Below are 18737 nucleotides of genomic sequence, written 5' to 3' on the forward strand. Positions count from 1 at the left end.
ACGCAGCGGTGTGAGACGGGCATTCTTGTGGATGTTCATTCGGACCCTCCGATGGATGCTGAAGCGTGGTAACTCCAGTCTCCTCGGTCCGGTCCGAATGGACAACCTCTCGAAAGCTCACACCTAGTGCCGGCAGTGGCACCGCTGTTGTCCGTCGACAGGTCCCGCGCTTGCTCGGTGCGACCAACAACCTTAAGCGCTAGGGCGTAACCTGACCCTGCAAGATCTCCTCACCGACTATAAGGTGCGCCTCACGATCTGAGACGATGGGACAGGATGGCTAAGGAGGTGCGCCGTCTTGCATGCCCCGCCAGCGAGGCGAACCCTCTCGGCTACGCGCGCCACCAGCGACGCTCCATATCGTCAGGCCTGCGTCTCATGCTCAGATGAGCCGGTATTTGGCTCTCTCATCAGCAAACCGAGAGAGCCCATGCCAAGACGGAAGCAAGCAAGACGAACGAGCGTCAGAGATATCCTGCGCCTGACCCATAAACAGGGCAGTCCGGTGGGCCAAGGTGGCAGAGCAACTGAGGTTCGGCAAGACTTCGGCTTCCACCTATCTGCGGGCGCTGGAGACGGGCTGTCGTGCAGGCCCTGCATGCGGCTTTGAGGACGATGCGATGTTGAAACACCGTCTGTTGCGCCGAATCGGCCGTCGGCCAAACGTTGGGTCGTCATCAGGTTCTCGACAGCTTCCCGGTGTCAAATCCAAACCGTGGTCGGCGATCCCCACCAGGGTGGGAAGGCAGCGCTGATATAGCCGAACGTCGATCAAGTCACGATCAACGATTGCCTCATGTCACATGCCCTGCGGGACTGAAAAACGGAGAAGAACATGTGCGATGCAAAACTGAAGACCGTGCTTTCGCTTTTTTCGCCGGTGGCCAGCAAATTAGATGCTCTCTCGTCCAACGGACCAGCGACGGATGCAAACTGCGTTAAGCTAAATACGAACGAGAACCCGTTTCCGTTGCCGAAGAGCGTAATGCAAAGTGCAATTGCTGCGATCGAACACCAGTATCTTTATCCGGAAGACGACAATCTCAGCTTAAGGGCAGCTGCCTCCGATGCTTACGGATTTTCCAAAGATCAGGTGATTGCCGGCAACGGTTCGTCGGAGCTGCTCGGACTCATCTACAGAGCTTTCCTCGCCCCAGGAGATAGAGTGGCAATGCTGTCGCCCGGATTTTCGTTCAACCGTAAACTTGCCATGTTGCAGGGTGCCGAGTTTCTCGAAATCGCATCGAGCGAAGCTCATCCCCTGCCGATAGAAAAACTGCTGTCCGGCCCCGCAAAAGACGCGAAGTTCATTCTGTTGGCTAATCCGAACAATCCGACCGGAACATTCGTGCCGGTGGCCGAAATCGAACGCCTTGTGGAGCAAGCAGATCGCTTGGTCGTCTTGGATGAGGCCTACGTTGACTTCGCACCCGACAATGCCCTGCGCCTCGTCAATAGACATCCGAATCTTTTGATCTTGAGGACTTTTTCAAAGAGCTATGCTGCCGCTGGCGTGCGAGTCGGCTTCGGTTTCGGTCACCCAGAAATCATTGGCAGGCTGCGCAACATCCAGAATGTCTTCAACATGAACGTGATCGGGCAGGCGGTCGGGAAAAGCATTCTTGCGCATCGCCACGCCTACGAAGAGAACCACAGGCACATCAAGCATGAACGACAGCGAGTGACCCTGGCGCTGTTGCAACTTGGCTTTTCCGTAACACCCTCCCACGCAAACTTTTTGCTGGCCCGTGTGCCGGCGGGACAGGAGGGCTCATGCTGGCAAGCCGCGTTGAAAGAGCAGGCGATCCTCATCGCCAGCTTTCCTGACGTAGATTTGAAGAACTGTATTCGCGTCAGCATTGGCACCACAGAGCAGATGGACAAATTCCTTGCTGCCGCCGAACGCGTCTGTATGAACTTTAAGAAGGATCGCGGTGCTCACAAGCATGAAGTCGATTCACATTAAGCATCAAGTAATGATATGTCGTGAGCTATGATGATTAGCGAATAAATATAGGTAATTTGGAGAACAATTAATTGAAGAAAATTTCCGCTTCGGGCCTGACCTTCGGCATCTTCGATCATCTGGACGAAAACGGCGATGACATCGCACAACAATATGCAGATCGGCTGAGCCTAGCAGAAGCGTGCGATGGCTATGGCTTTTATGCGTATCATCTCGCCGAGCACCACTGTACGCCGCATGGCAGAGGTCCATCACCGAATTTGTTCTTAGCGAGCGTCGCCCAGCGAACCCGCAGTCTTCGTGTTGGTCCCATGGTAATGCTACTTGCGCTCTATCATCCGCTGCGTGCCTTCGAGGAGATCTGCATGCTTGATCAGTTGAGCGGCGGCAGGCTTGAACTCGGCATAGGGCGCGGCTCTGCTCCCACTGAATTGGGATACTTCGGGGTTGCTGTAGAAGCAGCACCAGAACAGTATGCGGAGGCCAGTGAGATTCTCATCAATGCGATGAAAGGCGGGACGCTTTCTTATCAGGGCCGCCACTTTGAGTTGAAAGATGTTCCGCTGACGTTGAGACCTCACCAATATCCCCGTCCGCCGACATGGATCGCCACCAATCGACCCGAGCCGGCTAGCTGGGCCGCTGCGAATGGGGCAAACATCGCCTGCGTCGGACCTTCCACTTCTGTTCGCAGCGTTACCGACGCGTTCCGCGCCGCCCGAATTCACGATGCTGACATTGGCCAGCAAGCGCCATTTCTTGGATTGCTCCGAATGGTGGTGATAGGGCGTTCTGAAACAGATGCGTATTTGCTCGCAGCACCTGCCTATGAACGATGGCTCAATAGCTTCAAATTTCTATACGAACTAAATGCCATTTCCACTCCACCAAACTTGCCTTTGAACTTCGATGCAGCAATTGAAAGTGAATTGTGCGTCGTGGGAACGGCAGATTCTGTCCGAAAAGCTCTCCTTGATCAGCTGGAAGAGGCAGGTGCTAATTATCTTCTGTGTCAACTGGCATTTGGGGATTTGCCGCTGGATGCCTCACTATACACCGCATCGGCCATTGGATCCGAAATCATGGCTCGAGTTGCCGCATCGTGAATCCGTCGTGTGATTGGAGGAGCAGCGGCAGCGCTGCTCCTCATTGCGAAACGGTTGTGGGGGCCGGACTCCTGTGTCAGGTGTAAACCATTGGAGCACGTCCTATCTGATCCAGGTCATATCCTGCGGCTTTGAAGTAGTTGGCACATTCGGCTGGGGTGAAGAGGTCGACGACCGCGCCGAGGCGTCCTGACCTTGCCCCTCTGATCTAATCCGGTTTGAAGTTCGTTCTGGCCCATCCAGAGGACCAGGACATGAAACGCAGCCGCTTCTCTGAAGAGCAGATCATCGGAATTTTGAAGAAACACGAGGCCGGGGTATCGGTTGGCGATCTGTGCCGCAAGCACGGGGTCAGCGACGCCTCGATCTACAATTGGAAGGCCCGCTTCGGCGGGATGGATGTCACCGAGGCTCGGCGACCTGAAGGCGCTGGAGGACGAGAACACGCGCCTGAAGCGGCTTTTGGCCGACGCCATGCTCGACAATGCCGCGTTGAAGGACCTTGTGGGAAAGAAATGGTGACGCCCGCCGCCAAGCGGAAAGCTGTCGCTCGCCTGAAGGAAGGCTTCGGGATGAGCGAACGGCGGGCGTGTAAAGCCATCGGCTGTTGCCGCATGACGGTTCGCTACCAGACCAGCAGGCCGGACGACCGCGAGGTTCGCGAGCGGATGAAGGCCGATCGCGCAGGAGCGTCGCCGGTTCGGCTACCGGCGTCTTCTCGTGATGCTGAGGCGGGAGGGCCTGGTCGTGAACCACAAGAAGCTGTTCCGGCTCTATCGGGAGGAGAAGCTCGCCGTCGCCGCCGTGGCGGCCGCAAGCGGGCGATCGGGACCAGGGCGCCGATGCTGGTGCCGCTGAGGCCCGACGAGCGCTGGTCGCTCGACTTCGTATCGGACCAGCTCACCGACGGGCGCCGCTTCCGCATCCTGGCCGTCGTCGACGACTGCACGAGAGAGTGCCTCGCACTCATCGTTGATACGTCTCTCTCGGGCATGCGGGTTGCCCGCGAATTGGACGGCTCATCACCGAGCGGGGCCGGCCCAGGATGATCGTCAGCGACAATGGCAGCGAGTTCACCTCGAACGCCATCCTCTCCTGGGCGGATCAGAACCGCGTCGAATGGCATTACATTGCGCCCGGCAAGCCGATGCAGAATGGCTTCATCGAGAGCTTCAACGGCCGACTGCGCGATGAACTGCTCAACGAGACGCTGTTCACCTCGCTGGCTCAGGCGCGCGTAGCCATCGCCCTGTGGCACGCCGACTACAACACCGCGCGGCCGCACTCCCCCCTGGCAGACCCCGGCCAAGTTCGCCAGCACCTTCAATCCGCGACGGTCGCTCGCGCTGCGCTATGCCAAAGGCTCCGCGCCAGCGCCCGTCGCTTCACCCGCCCAGCAGGGCACAACCCACGCCGGAAACGAACTCAAAACTGCTGGGGCAACGTCAGTCCCATAGAGCCTTGATGGTTATCTCGGCCTTTGCTCGCAGCAGCGCCTTAGGTTGGGCGAAGGCGTTCTCAATCGGATTGAAGTCGGGACTGTAGGGCGGCAGTTAGAGCAGGCTCGCCTGCGGCCTCAATCGCGCCGCGCAGGGTTCTCCAGGCGGATGTCGCCAATGTCAAATTTGCTGGCATCCATGTCGCCCTCGCCAACCGCACAAGCGAAGGCCAGAAAGCCAACATGTGTTCTGCGGCTTAATTAAGAGTCAGCCGATGTCGGCCGAACATCACCTTGTCTCGAAGTCGACGATCGGACAGCAGGTTGCGAAAGTTGGCGCGATGCGAAACAAACTGCTGAAGCGCTCAACTTTTATTGATCACGCGTGTTGGACGCGACGCACTCCCGTTCCAATCGGGCTGAGCGCAAATTCTCCCGGTTCACAAAACTGAGTCGCTGGAGTAGTGGGGGCGCAGAGAAATCTCCGGTCGCAGCCTTACCCGGTCAAAACAAGGATACCAATGATGAAGACTCTCGCCGTCTGCTCTGGCGGATTGGACTCCGTTTCCCTTGCTCACATGGTGGCAGCGGAGCACGAACTCACCGGCCTTCTATCTTTCGACTATGGCCAACGGCACAGGAAGGAATTGGGCTTCGCCGCTCTTTGCGCGCAGCGACTGAAGGTCCCGCACCAGATCATCGACATCGGCGAAATTGGCCGTGGCCTTTCCGGCTCAGCGCTGACTAGCAGTATCGACGTGCCGGACGGCCACTACGCCGAAGACACGATGAAGATTACGGTGGTGCCGAACCGCAATGCCATCATGTTGGCAATCGCCTTCGGTCTCGCCGCCGCCCACAGCGCCGAAGCGGTGGCGGCGGCCGTGCATGGTGGGGACCATTTCATCTATCCCGATTGCCGTCCGGCCTTCATTGAAGCTTTCCAGACAATGCAAGACCGCGCGCTCGACGGCTATGCGCAGATACGCCTCTATGCACCGTATGTGAATCTCGGAAAAGCTGACATTGTTGCGGATGGCGCAAGATACGGCACCCCGTTTGCTGAGACCTGGTCCTGTTACAAGGGCGGCGTGCGTCACTGCGGACGATGCGGGACCTGCGTCGAGCGGCGCGAAGCGTTCCATCTCGCCGGGCACGCTGATCCCACCGACTACGAGGACGCCGATTTCTGGCTTGAGGCGCTGCGCAGGAGGCGCGCGTAATGTTCCACATCAGCAAGGAATTCCACTTCTCGGCCTCGCATCAGCTCACCTCCTTGCCTCCCAACCATCAATGCGCGCGCCTGCACGGGCATAACTATGTCGTCGTAGTGGAGCTGTCGGCCAAGGAACTGGACGCCCACGGCTTCGTGCGCGACTATCACGATCTGGCGCCGCTCAAACGCTACATTGACGAGAGCTTCGACCATCGGCACCTCAACGACGTGCTGGGACATGAGAAGGTCACGGCGGAATGCCTGGCCAGACATTTCTATGAATGGTGCAAGGCACGTCTGCCGCAGACCGCGGCCGTGCGCGTTAGCGAAACACCGAAAACTTGGGCGGAATACCGTCCGTGACCGACATGCATCCCGCAATCCGTGTGAGCGAGATATTCGGGCCGACTATCCAGGGCGAGGGCGTGCTCATCGGCTTGCCGACGGTGTTCATCAGAACCGGCGGATGTGATTATCGCTGTTCATGGTGCGACAGCCTTCACGCGGTGGACAATCAGTATCGCCATGAATGGCTACCGATGCCGATCGATGCCGTGTGGCAAACCGTCCATGCGCTTTCCGGCGGCAGGCCGGTTATGGTCTCCTTGTCAGGCGGCAACCCGGCCATTCAGCCGTTCGGTCCCCTCATAGAACGAGGCCATCGCGAGGGCTATCGTTTTGCACTGGAAACGCAGGGTTCCGTGGTGAGGGAGTGGTTTGCGGATCTTGACGTGCTGACCCTTAGCCCAAAGCCGCCGTCCAGCGAGATGACGACCCGTTGGGCTGCGTTTGATGCATGCCTCGAAGCGGCGCAAGAGAAGCCGCAAATCGTGCTCAAGCTCGTCGTTTTCGACGAGAGTGACTATGCCTACGCCAAAGAAGTCGCGGCGAGATATCCGCACCTTCCGATCTATCTGCAACCCGGCAATCACACGCCGCCGCTCCCTGGCAGTGAAGACGCCTCTGTCGACTTGGACGGAATAATGATGCGAATGGAATGGCTTGTCGAAAGGGTGACTAGCGACAGGTGGTTCGAAGCCCGCGTGTTGCCGCAGCTGCACGTTCTGCTTTGGGGTAACAAGAGGGCGGTCTAGTCTGTGGCTTGCGTCGCACCGGAAGGCCGGGCTCCAACGGCTTGGCAGGCTCTCTTCGCGTGCCGAGTACAGCCGAGCTTTGTTCGCGTCAGCGGTCTCGCGATTGTGCGGCTGGAAACCGCCCGGACACCCCGCTGCCGGCGTGTGTCACCTTGACTCCGATGAGCTGTCGTCACGCAAAGTTGAAATCCGCAAGAACTGGCCTTCTCGCCCCACCTGCTCCGTCGCAAGCACGTCATCCCCTCATCCTTGTCCAGCTCTTATCGATGTATCTCATTGTCCGGCCTGACGCACGACTGTCAGCATGGGAATGCATCCATTGCGCAAATGCCTTCCATAAAGAAGATCGATTTCCTCATTGGCCCAACGTGAAATATAGCAACGTTTTCGTGGCGTGGGTCGGCTGCGTCGGGAGTAGCGATGAAAACGTATTGGGGTCGCCTGCGTCTCCTTGGGCAGCGAGTGTAAAGTATAGCGATGCGGCCTCCGGCGCGAACGGCAGCCGCGCAGTGATCACCTTCGCCTGTGCCTTTGCGGCGGGGGTCAAGCGCTGGTCTGCTAAAATTTTTTATCGTTTAGCTGGTTGAAACTGCCCCCGTTGCGGGCTGCAGAAGCCGGCCAGCCGAGAAACGGCAGCCGCACTTATGAAAGCACGCCAAGGCGTGCGGGCATCTATCAGTTGCAAAGGACAATACTGGCCGCGCCGATTGGCCATCACGCGTCCATTAGGGCAGCCACCAACATCAGTTCGCAAGAGGAGCAAAAGTAATATGTATCGTCGTCACCTGATCAAAGGGTTGGTTGCGCTCGGCGCATGCCGGATTTGCGTTCAAGCCGCCCAAGCGACCAGTGCCCATTGGGGGTACACCGGTCCGGTCGGACCGGAGCACTGGGCTGATCTGGATAAGGAAAATTTCGTATGCTCTGCCGGCACGCAGCAATCGCCGATCAATATCAACAGCGCGGTCAAGGCGGATATCCCGCATATCGCCATCGGCTGGCACAAGGGCGGCGGCAATATGGTGAACAACGGCCACACCATTCAAATCAATATGCCACAAGGCAGCACGCTGACCCGCGGCGATCGTGTCTACGAACTGGTACAGTTCCATTTCCATGCGCCAAGCGAACATCACGTGGCGGGCAAGAGCTTCCCGATGGAGGTGCATTTCGTTCACAAGGACACGCAAAGTGGTACTCTGGGCGTGCTGGGCGTCTTTTTAACGCCCGGCGCGACAAATGCCAGCTTTGCTGCCCTTGCTGCGGCCTTTCCCGAACTGCCGAATGGGGAGGTGACGATCGACGAGGTGAATCCCAACTGGCTTCTGCCAGCCTCGCTTGGCTATTGGACTTATGAGGGCTCACTGACGACGCCGCCGTGCACCGAAAACGTCGAGTGGATGGTGGCGATGGAACCGGTTGACGTTGATCCGGCAGACATCCAGCGATTTGCCTCACTCTACCCGTCGAACGCGCGCCCTATTCATTCACCCAATCGACGCTTCATCCTGCGCCAGAGTTGAGCGCCGCCCCAGCGGTTCCGCACGGTCCAACATTCTTGGCACAAGTTGGCGCGAAGCCTCCTCTTCCGGTCTGGCGGTCTGACGGCGCTCCCCAAGCTGGCTAGTCTAAATGATAGGGATTCGGTGCCGACACCACTCGTCCCAAATACGTCGCGGCGAGGTTTGTCTGCAACCCGGCAATCACACGCCGCCCCGCCGTGGTAATGAAGACGTCTCTGTCGAGTCCGACGGAATATGATGCGCATGGAACCGCTGGTAGAAAAGGTGACCAGCGACAGGTGGTTCGAAGCCCGCGTCTTGCCGCAGCTGCACGTTCTACTCTGGGGTAACAAGAGGGTAGTGTATACCTTCTCCTAGCTTCGCCGCCAACTACTCGGTTTTCCGAATTGCTCTCTATATTCTTGAAGACGATGCGTTCGTTAAAGACATGTGCTGCGCACCTGGTGTAAAAGCTGCTCTCATCATGCAGAGGTCAAGCCAGTCGGGCTCATCCGAGGCTATGGCCGTGAGCACTGTTCAGTTCGGCAGAGAGGGCGCTTTTGTACACACTTTGCGATCGTGGCGGCCCCGTGGGCAGATCTGCAAGCTGCCGCGACACTAACCTCTCGAAGCCCGCCCGCCCGCCTTTCGTGCAGCTTCCTCTGAACAAAACCACCGCTCGCCCTTCAATAGGTTGATGCGTGTCTCCCAGTAAGATTCCTGTCCAAGAACGTGATAATCTTCTTGCCAGTGTTGTAGCTGATGTTGCCCTTGATGCCGCAGCCTACCGCGGCGGGACCAAACTCAATGGCAAGCAGGCCGGCTAGGATCGTGCAGCCAGTCGCGAGCCTCGCCCACAACGGGGTCTCACGCGCATGAGGGCGCCGACCATGGGTTCGGCGGTTCATACGCGTATAACACGTATCTTTCTGAAAAAATCAATGCTCTCGGCTAAGCTACTGAATTATTTGGCTTCCATATAGCGCGTCGGCGGAACCAACTTGTAGACGGGCTATGAAAGGTTAAGCGCGGATGTCTATCGGCCGCCGGCGTTCCCGCTCTGTAAGCCTGCCTGAACTACCCGCGCCGCGGTCAAGCCCCAGGCTCCTGCTCATCCAGCGACCGCCCGATCAATGGCAGGCTGGAAAGACAAGAGCCGATGTCTTCCGATGGTCTCGCCATCAGCTTTGGGCTAACTTCCCCATTCTCCCGCTTCGAGCTCGACACACGGCGGTTTGGATGGCGCACGACAATCTGTGTCGGCTTTGTCGTGTCCGTGACAGACGCCTGAAAGGCCCGTTCGCGCGTTTTGCCGCCGTCTAAGCGGCTGGAATTTAATGACAAAGTTTCTTCTGGGATCGGCCGATCACGCTGGTACGCTTTTTGCGATGCTTGGTGTGAGGCGGCACGAGCTGCCTATCGGCACTTGTGTCGCGGGCAGTCGCGATAATTAGAACGAAGGAAGGAAAGCTATTATGTCAGGTCTGCGTCAGATCGCCTTTTACGGAAAAGGCGGCATCGGCAAGTCCACCACGTCCCAAAATACGCTCGCTGCCCTTGTCGACCTCGGGCAGAGAATCCTCATCGTAGGATGCGACCCCAAAGCCGATTCCACACGCTTGATCCTGAATTCGAAAGCTCAGGATACCGTCCTGGATCTCGCCGCACAGGAAGGCTCGGTGGAAGACCTCGAACTCCAGGACGTGCTCAAGGTGGGCTACAGAGGCATCAAGTGCGTGGAGTCCGGCGGCCCCGAGCCGGGTGTCGGTTGCGCCGGCCGCGGCGTCATCACCTCGATCAATTTCCTCGAGGAGAATGGCGCTTATGACGATGTCGATTATGTCTCCTATGACGTCCTCGGCGACGTGGTATGCGGCGGCTTCGCCATGCCGATCCGCGAAGGCAAGGCCCAGGAGATCTATATCGTCATGTCCGGCGAGATGATGGCGCTCTATGCCGCCAACAACATCGCCAAGGGCATCCTCAAATATGCCCATTCGGGCGGTGTGCGGCTGGGCGGGCTGATCTGCAATGAACGTCAAACCGACCGCGAACTCGATCTGGCCGAAGCACTGGCTGGCCGATTGAATTCCAAGCTCATCCACTTCGTGCCCCGCGACAACATCGTCCAACATGCCGAACTCAGGAAGATGTCGGTGATCCAGTACGCGCCGGACTCAAAGCAGGCAGGGGAATACCGCGCTCTGGCCGAGAAGATCCACGCCAATTCGGGCCAGGGTACGATCCCGACGCCGATCACCATGGAGGAGCTGGAGGAGATGCTGCTCGACTTCGGCATCATGAAGACCGACGAGCAGATGCTTGCCGAGCTTCACTCCAAGGAAGCGGCGAAGGCGGCGGCCCAGTAGTGACATTAGCGCTGCCATGAATCGGCGCGCCTTGCAGAGAACGGCGCCTATTCTTTGAGGCGTCACCCAACCTTGAAAGGGGGACTCATGAGCCGGGAATACGAGAATGACGGTGCTCTTCATGCGAAGCTTATCGAAGAGGTGCTGTCGCATTATCCCGACAAGGCGGCGAAGCGCCGCAAGAAGCACCTCAACGTCGCAAAGAGCGGCAACGAGGCTGGCGGGGAAAGCGAGGTCCTTTCCGAATGCGACGTCAAATCGAACATCAAGTCCATTCCCGGGGTGATGACGATTCGCGGCTGTGCATATGCTGGTTCGAAAGGCGTGGTGTGGGGGCCAGTCAAGGATATGGTCCATATCTCGCACGGCCCGGTCGGCTGCGGCCAATATTCTTGGTCGCAGCGCCGCAACTACTACGTCGGTACAACGGGCGTCGACACGTTCGGGACAATGCAGTTCACCTCCGATTTCCAGGAGAAGGACATCGTCTTCGGCGGCGACAAGAAGCTGGAACAGATCATTGACGAGATTGAAGTCTTGTTTCCGCTCAACAACGGCATCACCGTGCAGTCCGAATGCCCTATCGGCCTGATTGGCGATGACACCGAGGCCGTTTCTCGCAAAAAGACCAAGGAGTATGACAAGACGATCGTGCCGGTACGCTGCGAGGGCTTCCGCGGCGTCTCGCAGTCGCTTGGCCACCACATCGCCAATGATGCAATCCGGGATTGGGTCTTCGACAAAAAGGATGTCAAGTTCGAGGCCGGCCCCTACGACGTCAACGTCATCGGCGACTACAATATCGGCGGCGATGCCTGGGCCTCGCGCATACTGCTTGAGGAGATAGGGCTGCGCGTGGTTGGCAACTGGTCGGGTGACGCCACACTCGCAGAGATCGAGCGCGCCCCGAAGGCTAAGCTCAATCTTATCCACTGCTACCGGTCGATGAATTACATCTGTCGGCATATGGAGGAAAAGTATGGCGTCGCCTGGATGGAGTACAATTTCTTCGGTCCCTCCCAGATCGAAGCCTCTCTGCGCAACATAGCCAAGCATTTTGGGCCGGAAATCGAGGAGAAGACCGAAAAGGTCATTGCCAAGTACAGGCCGCTTGTTGATGCGGTCATCGCCAAGTACCTGTCGCGCCTGGAAGGAAATACCGTGATGCTCTATGTCGGCGCCCTGCGCCCCCGCCACGTCGTCACGGCCTACGAGGACCTCGGCATGGTCATCGTGGGCACCGGCTATGAATTCGCCCACAGCGACGACTATCAGCGCACCGGCCACTACGTGAAGAACGGCACGCTGATCTACGATGACGTGACCGGCTATGAGTTGGAGAAATTCATCGAAGGGATTCGCCCAAATCTGGTCGGCTCGGGAATCAAAGAAAAATACCCGGTGCAGAAGATGGGCATACCGTTCCGCCAGATGCATTCCTGGGATTATTCAGGCCCGTATCACGGCTACGACGGCTTTGCCATTTTCGCACGTGATGTGGATCTCGCCATTAACAACCCGGTCTGGGACCTATTCCACGCGCCTTGGAAAAGAAGCCGGGGCGATGAGCGGGCGATGGCTGCCGAATAAACATTTGCTTCAGCCCCAGTCTCCCACTGAGACGGTGAACTCCCGCGGCCTCTGATCCGCCGGAGCCTGGAACGTCTTGACGTCCTGAGCTGCCGTCCCGCGCAGCCAGATGCAAAAGAGGTAATCATCATGCCGCAGTCGGCTGAAAAAATTCTCGATCACGCTCCCCTGTTCCGCGAGCCGGAATACAGAAAGATGCTCGCTGAGAAGAAGCTAAACTTCGAATGTCCGCACCCCGATGAAATCGTTTCCGATCAGCGCGATTTCACCCAGACGTGGGAATACCGCGAAAAGAACCTCGCCCGCAAAGCGCTTGTCGTGAACCCGGCCAAGGCCTGCCAGCCGCTGGGTGCGGTATTCGCTGCCGCCGGCTTCGAGCGAACCATGTCCTTCGTCCACGGCAGCCAAGGTTGCGTCGCCTATTACCGCTCGCACCTGTCGCGCCATTTCAAGGAGCCTGCCGCGGCGGTCTCCTCCTCAATGACCGAGGATGCGGCGGTGTTTGGCGGCCTGAAGAACATGGTCGACGGGCTCGCCAACACCTACCAGCTCTACGACCCCAAGATGATTGCCGTGTCGACGACCTGTATGGCAGAGGTCATTGGCGACGACCTGCACAGCTTCATCCAGAACGCCAAGGACGAAGATTCAGTCCCGCGCGACTTCGACGTGCCCTTTGCCCACACCCCGGCCTTCGTTGGCAGTCATGTCGACGGCTATGACAACATGGTCAAAGGCATTTTGGAGCACTTCTGGAAAGGTCAGGAGCGTACGCAAATCGAAGGAACCATCAACATCATTCCGGGCTTCGACGGCTTCTGCGTCGGCAACAACCGGGAGCTCAAGCGCCTGCTCGATGTAATGGGCGTGTCCTATACATTGATCCAGGATGCCTCTGACCAGTTCGATACGCCTTCGGACGGTGAATACCGCATGTATGACGGGGGCACGAAGATCAACGAGGTGAAGAAGGCCCTCAACGCCGAGGCAACGCTTTCGCTGCAGCATCACAACACCCGAAAGACACTGGGCTATTGCGAGGAGGTCGGGCAGGCGACGGCCTCGTTCCACTATCCGCTCGGCGTTCAGGCGACGGACGAATTCCTGATGGAGGTCGCGGCGATTTCCGGCAAGGAGATTCCCGAGGCAATTCGCCTCGAGCGCGGCCGACTGGTAGACGCCATGGCGGACAGCCAATCCTGGCTGCATGGTAAGAAATACGCCATCTACGGTGATCCCGACTTCGTTCACGCAATGGCCCGCTTTGTCATGGAGACCGGCGGCGAGCCAACCCATTGCCTCGCCACCAATGGCACCTCGGCATGGGAAGCCGATTTGAAGAAGCTGCTAGCATCCTCGCCTTTCGGCAAGGCTGCCCAGGTTTGGGCGGGCAAGGACCTGTGGGCGCTGCGCTCGCTGCTCTTTACCGAGCCGGTGGACCTTTTGATCGGCAATTCCTACGGCAAGTACCTGGAGCGCGACACCGGAACGCCGCTGATCCGGCTGATGTTTCCGATCTTCGATCGGCACCATCATCACCGCTTTGCGCTCTTTGGCTACCAGGGCGCGTTGCGCGTGCTGACGACGATCCTCGACAAGATCTTCGACAAACTCGATCGCGAGACGAGCGAGACGGGTGTGACGGATTATTCCTATGACCTCACGCGCTAAGAGCCGTGGCCGGCTTTTCGCCGAGGCCATTCCTTGCCCAATGGACTGGGGAGGCTGAGCGATGTCCTCCCTCAGCGCCAAAATCAAGGACGCCTTCGATGAGCCCGCCTGCGATAAGAACCGTGGCAAAGATGCCAAGGCGCGCAAGGAGGGCTGCTCGAAGTCGCTGACACCAGGGGCGGCAGCCGGCGGCTGCGCCTTTGACGGAGCCAAGATCGTCCTGCAGCCGATCACCGACGTTGCGCATCTGGTCCATGCGCCGCTCGCCTGCGAGGGCAATTCTTGGGACAACCGTGGTGCGGTTTCGTCAGGGCCGACCTTGTGGCGGACAAGCTTCACGACCGACCTCACCGAACTCGACCTGGTGATGGGGCAGGGCGAGCGGAAACTCTTCAAGGCGATCCGCGAGATCAAGCACACATACGCGCCGCCGGCGATCTTCGTCTACTCAACTTGCGTAACGGCGCTGATCGGTGACGACATCGAGGCCGTGTGCAAACGCGCCACGGAAAAGTTCGGTTTGGCCGTGGTGCCGATCAATGCGCCTGGCCTGGCAGGCTCCAAGAACCTCGGCAACAAGCTCGCCGCCGAGGCGTTGCTCGATCATGTCATCGGCACGGTCGAACCCGACGACCCCGGGCCCTACGACATCAACATCCTTGGCGAATTCAACCTCTCGGGCGAATTCTGGCTTGTAAAGCCGCTCCTCGATCGGCTCGGCATCCGGGTGCGCGCCTGCATTCCCGGCGATGCGCGTTACCGCGACATTGCTTCCGCGCACCGCGCCCGGGCGGCAATGATCGTGTGCTCGACCGCGCTGATCAGTCTTGCCCGCAAGATGGAGGAGCGCTGGGACATCCCGTTCTTCGAGGGCTCCTTCTATGGCATCTCCGACACATCGCAAGCTCTTCGCAACCTTGTCAGGCTGCTGGTGAGGAAGGGCGCCGATCCGGAGATCCTCGAGCGCACGGAGACGCTGATCGCGCAGCAGGAGGCGATCGCGTGGAAGAAACTCGAATCCTACCGGCAAAGGCTCCAAGGCAAGCGCGTGCTGCTCAACACAGGCGGTGTGAAGTCCTGGTCGGTTGTCCGTGCGCTGATGGAGATCGGAATCGAGATCGTCGGCACCTCGGTCAAGAAATCTACGGTGCAGGACAAGGAGCGCATCAAACAAGTTCTCAAGCACGACAAGCATATGTTCGAATACATGGCTGCGCGCGAGCTGTACGCCATGCTCTCTGAACACAGGGCCGATATCATGCTGTCGGGCGGTCGCACGCAATTCATTGCGCTCAAGGCCAAGACGCCCTGGCTCGATATCAACCAGGAGCGCCAGCACCCTTATGCCGGCTATGCCGGCATGGTGGAACTCGTACGCCAGATCGACCTCGCCATTCACAATCCGGTCTGGTCTCAGGTGCGCCAGCCGGCCCCGTGGGATTGCCAGCCTGATCTAAAAGACGAACTGCCATGCACGAAGAAGGAGTCCGGGCACCTGTTCGATGAATTCGCCGGCGCGACGGCACACGAGTTCAGCGAGTGTTGAGGCGACCGATGGCCCGCATCCTTCCCCAGACCAAATCCGCGGCGGTGAACCCGCTGAAGTCGTCGCAGCCGCTGGGTGCCGCCTTTGCCTTTCTTGGGGTCGACGGCGCGATGCCGCTGTTCCACGGCAGCCAGGGATGCACAAGCTTCGCGCTCGTGCTCTTCGTACGGCACTTCAAAGAAACGATTCCATTGCAGACAACAGCGATGGATGAGGTGGCGACCATCCTCGGCGCTGCCGACCATCTTGAAGAAGCCATCCTCAACCTCAAGAACCGCACGAAGCCAAAGCTGATCGGGGTGTGCACGACCGCGCTGGTGGAGACGCGTGGCGAAGATTGCGCGAGTGATATTGCGAACATCAAGCTGAAGCACACGCAAGAGCTTGCGGGTACGGAGGTCGTGCTGGCCAACACGCCGGATTTTGACGGCGCGATCGAAGAGGGCTGGGCCAAGGCAGTCACCGCAATGATCAAAGGGATTACAGGCTCGGGCGAACGTGCGCGGCAGCCGAAGAAGATCGCGATCCTGCCCGGATGCAACCTCACTGTCGCCGACATCGAGCATATGCGTGACATGGTTGAAAGCTTTGGGCTCAAGCCGGTTATTCTGCCCGACATTTCAGGCTCGCTCGACGGTACGGTTCCTGACCGCTGGGTAGCGACCACATACGGCGGCACCAGCGTCGAAGACATTCGCGAGTTGGGCACGGCCATGCAATGCATCGCCATCGGTGAGCACATGCGCCGCCCGGCGAAAGCGCTGCACGGGTTGACCGGCGTGCCTTACGTGTTGTTCCAGTCACTGACTGGGCTGCAGGACACGGACCGCTTCGTGTCGCTGCTGTCTGCGATTTCGGGCGCGGCGGTACCGGCCCGCGTGCGCCGGCGCCGGGCGCAATTGCAGGACGCGATGCTCGACGGACATTTCCATTTCGGCGGCAAGAAAATTGCCATCGCTGCCGAACCAGACCAGCTGTTCCAACTTGCGACCTTCTTTGCTGGCCTCGGCTCCGAGATAGCCGCGGCCGTCACAACGACCGACAGGTCTAAAATTCTCGAGAAAGTCCCGGCGGTTTCGGTTCAGATCGGCGATCTCGGCGATCTGGAAAGTCTTGCCGTCGGTGCTGACCTGCTTGTCACGCATTCGCACGGGCGCCAAGCATCGGAGCGGCTCCGAATTCCGCTCATGCGCATCGGGTTCCCGGTCTTCGATCGACTAGGCAGCCAGCACAAGCTCGCAATTCTCTATCAGGGCACCCGCGACATGATCTTCGAGGTCGCCAGCATCTTCCAGGCCAACCAACACGCGCCCACTCCTGAGGCGCTTGATCCACTCCGTAATCGAGAAATATCACGATGAACGCTGTTCGCCGCCTCTCGCTGGTCAGTAGTGAGGTTTTCGCCCCGATGCCTGAACGACGTAAGGGCGCATTGCGCGTTGCGATCGCCACTCAGGACATGCAGGACCTCAACGCCCATTTCGGGTCGGCCAGGCGCTTTGCTGTCTACGACGTGACGCGCGAGGAATGGAATCTCGTAGAAGCCGTGGCCTTCGATGACGTGTCCGATGAAAGCGGGGAGCATCGGGCCGAGCGCGATGATCGCATCACGCCAAAGGTGGATGCGCTCAAGGGCTGTCAGATCCTGTTTTGTCTGGCAATTGGCGGCCCTTCGGCAGCCAAGCTTGTCGCGGCAAAAATCCACCCGATCAAAGTGGCGGAGCCCCAATCGATCCCACAGGTGCTCTTGCGCACGCAGATGATGCTCAGGACGTGTCCTCCGCCTTGGCTGCGCAAGGTGCTGGCGCGAGCGGGCATTGCCGAAAAGAAACCGTCCTTCGAGGACGAGGACTGAAAAGAGGAGGACGCCAATGCCTGACCCCGCAATCCCCCCAGCTGTCGCCGAAGACGAGGCGGCTCTTTGCACCCCGTTCGTCAAATGCCTCGTGCGGCTGATCCGTTCTCAGGATTCCTATGGCTCGTGGGAACGCAAAGCGGACGCTGAGCTGCTGGGCGACTTCATCATTACCAAGGAACAGCGCCGAGGGATCCCAATCATCGGAGATCCCGATCCCGACGTGCTGTGGAGGCTCGACAAGTACTACGCCGCCATCGGGCTTGCGATCGAGGAGCGCTGCGGCCTTATGGCATCGCCGATGATCCAGGTGAGCCATGAGGGTTTTGGTCGGGTGCTTTTCACGACCGGACGGCTGGTCGTTTTGTCCAAAACGCTGCGCGATGTCCACCGGTTTGGCTTCGAGACGCTCCTGAAGCTCGCCACGGCCGGTACGAAGCTGGTCGACGATGCGATTTCAGTCATCGAAACCTTTCCCCACGTGGCGCTGGCATGATGGGCGCGATTTTCGAGAAAGGCCATCATGACGGACCCGAGAAACTATGTTGGCCAGTCCCCTCGATCCAGGGACTCGAGGCCGACCAGGTTGTTGGGGTATCGCCGATGAAGAAGCCGCTGGTCCTGATCTGCTCGCAAGATGCCGAGTTCTATCTGCTCTACAGCCACATACTGGAGGTTGACGGTTTCAGCAGTGAGACGGCAGACGGCGCGAAGGCTGCGCTGGCCTTGGCCGAACAACGGGAGCTTCAGGCCGTAGTGCTGGATTGCGACCCAGCCAGCATAAACGGGTCCGCAATTTGCGCCCACCTCAAGCGGGAACCGCGCACCACCGACCTGCCTATCATCGCCCTGATCGCGCCTGGCGCCGAGCACCAGCACCTCGATCTCTTGAAGGCAGGCGTTGAGAGCTTTGTGCGGCCGGTGGCTCCGGCCAAGCTGCTCGACTGCCTGCGGGCGAGGCTCGGGCTGACCAAGCGTGGTCCGAACGGGGTTGAAAACGACAGTTGGATTTGTTGTGGAGGCCTGGAGATGAAGCTCGATGCCCATCGGGTTCGCGGTAATGGCCACGACATCCATCTCGGACGGATCGATTTCAACGTGCTGCGGCTTATGATTGAGGCCCCCGGCAAGGTCTTCAGCCGGGACGAGCTTATCGGGGCGGCCTGGCTGCCCAACATTCATGTCGGTGCACGCACCGTCGATGTCCATATCAGCCGAATCAGGAGGGCGCTGAAAACGGCCTTGCCCGGCAGCGTCATTCGCACCGTCAGGTCGGCCGGCTACTCGCTCGAGAAGCCGGACGACTGAAATCGGTGATCGAACGTGGTGCCGCTCTCTCTTCCTCCTGAGAGCGGTGTTGCCGCTTTGAGGCGCTCCTAACGAA

The 18737-nt window shown here is 59.0% G+C and carries 14 protein-coding genes and 3 pseudogenes; 16 read left to right on the plus strand and 1 reads right to left on the minus strand.

What is annotated here, in order from left to right:
- The first annotated feature begins 835 nt into the window (after nt 1–835).
- From hisC to EOA19_RS25750, 3 genes and pseudogenes are all read left to right on the plus strand, one after another.
- The gene (gene hisC / locus EOA19_RS25740; RefSeq protein WP_063169376.1) at nt 836–1966 is read left to right on the plus strand and encodes a histidinol-phosphate transaminase; all 1131 of its coding nucleotides are present in this window, start codon (nt 836–838) and stop codon (nt 1964–1966) included.
- Nucleotides 1967–2037: 71 nt separating this feature from the next.
- Nucleotides 2038–3072 carry an LLM class flavin-dependent oxidoreductase gene (locus tag EOA19_RS25745; protein ID WP_063169375.1) on the plus strand — a complete coding sequence of 345 codons (1035 nt, stop codon included), beginning with the start codon at nt 2038–2040 and terminating at the stop codon, nt 3070–3072.
- A gap of 254 nt (nt 3073–3326) precedes the next feature.
- Nucleotides 3327–4529, plus strand: a pseudogene (locus tag EOA19_RS25750) (IS3 family transposase).
- Here EOA19_RS25750 and EOA19_RS25755 read toward each other — a convergent pair.
- Nucleotides 4524–4665: pseudogene (locus EOA19_RS25755) on the minus strand (transposase); the annotation flags it as partial. The pseudogenes EOA19_RS25750 and EOA19_RS25755 sit on opposite strands and share 6 nt — an antisense overlap.
- A 369-nt stretch (nt 4666–5034) precedes the next feature.
- Here EOA19_RS25755 and queC point away from each other — a divergent pair.
- The 13 genes and pseudogenes from queC (at nt 5035) to EOA19_RS25825 (ending at nt 18661) form a co-directional block, all read left to right on the plus strand.
- A complete protein-coding gene (queC, locus tag EOA19_RS25760; protein ID WP_063170389.1) occupies nt 5035–5733 on the plus strand; it encodes a 7-cyano-7-deazaguanine synthase QueC in 699 nt (232 codons plus the stop codon).
- On the plus strand, nt 5733–6089 hold the full coding sequence (gene queD / locus EOA19_RS25765) for a 6-carboxytetrahydropterin synthase QueD (RefSeq protein ID WP_063169374.1): 357 nt from the start codon (nt 5733–5735) through the stop codon (nt 6087–6089). The genes queC and queD overlap by 1 nt, the downstream gene beginning before the upstream one ends.
- A 5-nt stretch (nt 6090–6094) precedes the next feature.
- The gene (queE, locus tag EOA19_RS25770) at nt 6095–6820 is read left to right on the plus strand and encodes a 7-carboxy-7-deazaguanine synthase QueE (RefSeq protein ID WP_164548811.1); all 726 of its coding nucleotides are present in this window, start codon (nt 6095–6097) and stop codon (nt 6818–6820) included.
- A gap of 770 nt (nt 6821–7590) precedes the next feature.
- Complete coding sequence (locus EOA19_RS25775; protein WP_063169372.1) at nt 7591–8343, plus strand: carbonic anhydrase; 753 nt, start codon at nt 7591–7593, stop codon at nt 8341–8343.
- A 160-nt stretch (nt 8344–8503) separates the two neighbouring features.
- Nucleotides 8504–8700 (plus strand): annotated as a pseudogene (locus EOA19_RS36090) (7-carboxy-7-deazaguanine synthase QueE); the annotation flags it as partial.
- 1097 nt (nt 8701–9797) lie between these two features.
- Nucleotides 9798–10691: a nitrogenase iron protein gene (nifH, locus tag EOA19_RS25790; RefSeq protein ID WP_024505261.1), complete on the plus strand. Its 894-nt coding sequence runs from the start codon at nt 9798–9800 to the stop codon at nt 10689–10691.
- Nucleotides 10692–10778: 87 nt separating this feature from the next.
- Nucleotides 10779–12281 carry a nitrogenase molybdenum-iron protein alpha chain gene (gene nifD, locus EOA19_RS25795; RefSeq protein WP_128305218.1) on the plus strand — a complete coding sequence of 501 codons (1503 nt, stop codon included), beginning with the start codon at nt 10779–10781 and terminating at the stop codon, nt 12279–12281.
- A 129-nt stretch (nt 12282–12410) separates the two neighbouring features.
- Complete coding sequence (nifK, locus tag EOA19_RS25800; RefSeq protein WP_024505263.1) at nt 12411–13952, plus strand: nitrogenase molybdenum-iron protein subunit beta; 1542 nt, start codon at nt 12411–12413, stop codon at nt 13950–13952.
- Between the two features lie 61 nt (nt 13953–14013).
- A complete protein-coding gene (gene nifE, locus EOA19_RS25805) occupies nt 14014–15498 on the plus strand; it encodes a nitrogenase iron-molybdenum cofactor biosynthesis protein NifE (protein WP_024505264.1) in 1485 nt (494 codons plus the stop codon).
- A gap of 8 nt (nt 15499–15506) precedes the next feature.
- Entirely contained in the window at nt 15507–16859 is a 1353-nt protein-coding gene (gene nifN, locus EOA19_RS25810) for a nitrogenase iron-molybdenum cofactor biosynthesis protein NifN (RefSeq protein WP_024505265.1), read from the plus strand.
- A complete protein-coding gene (nifX, locus tag EOA19_RS25815; RefSeq protein WP_063169371.1) occupies nt 16856–17353 on the plus strand; it encodes a nitrogen fixation protein NifX in 498 nt (165 codons plus the stop codon). The genes nifN and nifX overlap by 4 nt, the downstream gene beginning before the upstream one ends.
- A 16-nt stretch (nt 17354–17369) precedes the next feature.
- Nucleotides 17370–17849, plus strand: coding sequence for a NifX-associated nitrogen fixation protein (locus EOA19_RS25820; RefSeq protein ID WP_024505267.1), 480 nt, complete (start codon nt 17370–17372; stop codon nt 17847–17849).
- 107 nt (nt 17850–17956) lie between these two features.
- Nucleotides 17957–18661 carry a response regulator transcription factor gene (locus EOA19_RS25825; RefSeq protein ID WP_224571202.1) on the plus strand — a complete coding sequence of 235 codons (705 nt, stop codon included), beginning with the start codon at nt 17957–17959 and terminating at the stop codon, nt 18659–18661.
- Nucleotides 18662–18737 lie beyond the last annotated feature (76 nt).

Origin of the sequence: Mesorhizobium sp. M7A.F.Ca.US.010.02.1.1 (assembly GCF_004023085.1) — a bacterium.
GTDB lineage: Bacteria > Pseudomonadota > Alphaproteobacteria > Rhizobiales > Rhizobiaceae > Mesorhizobium.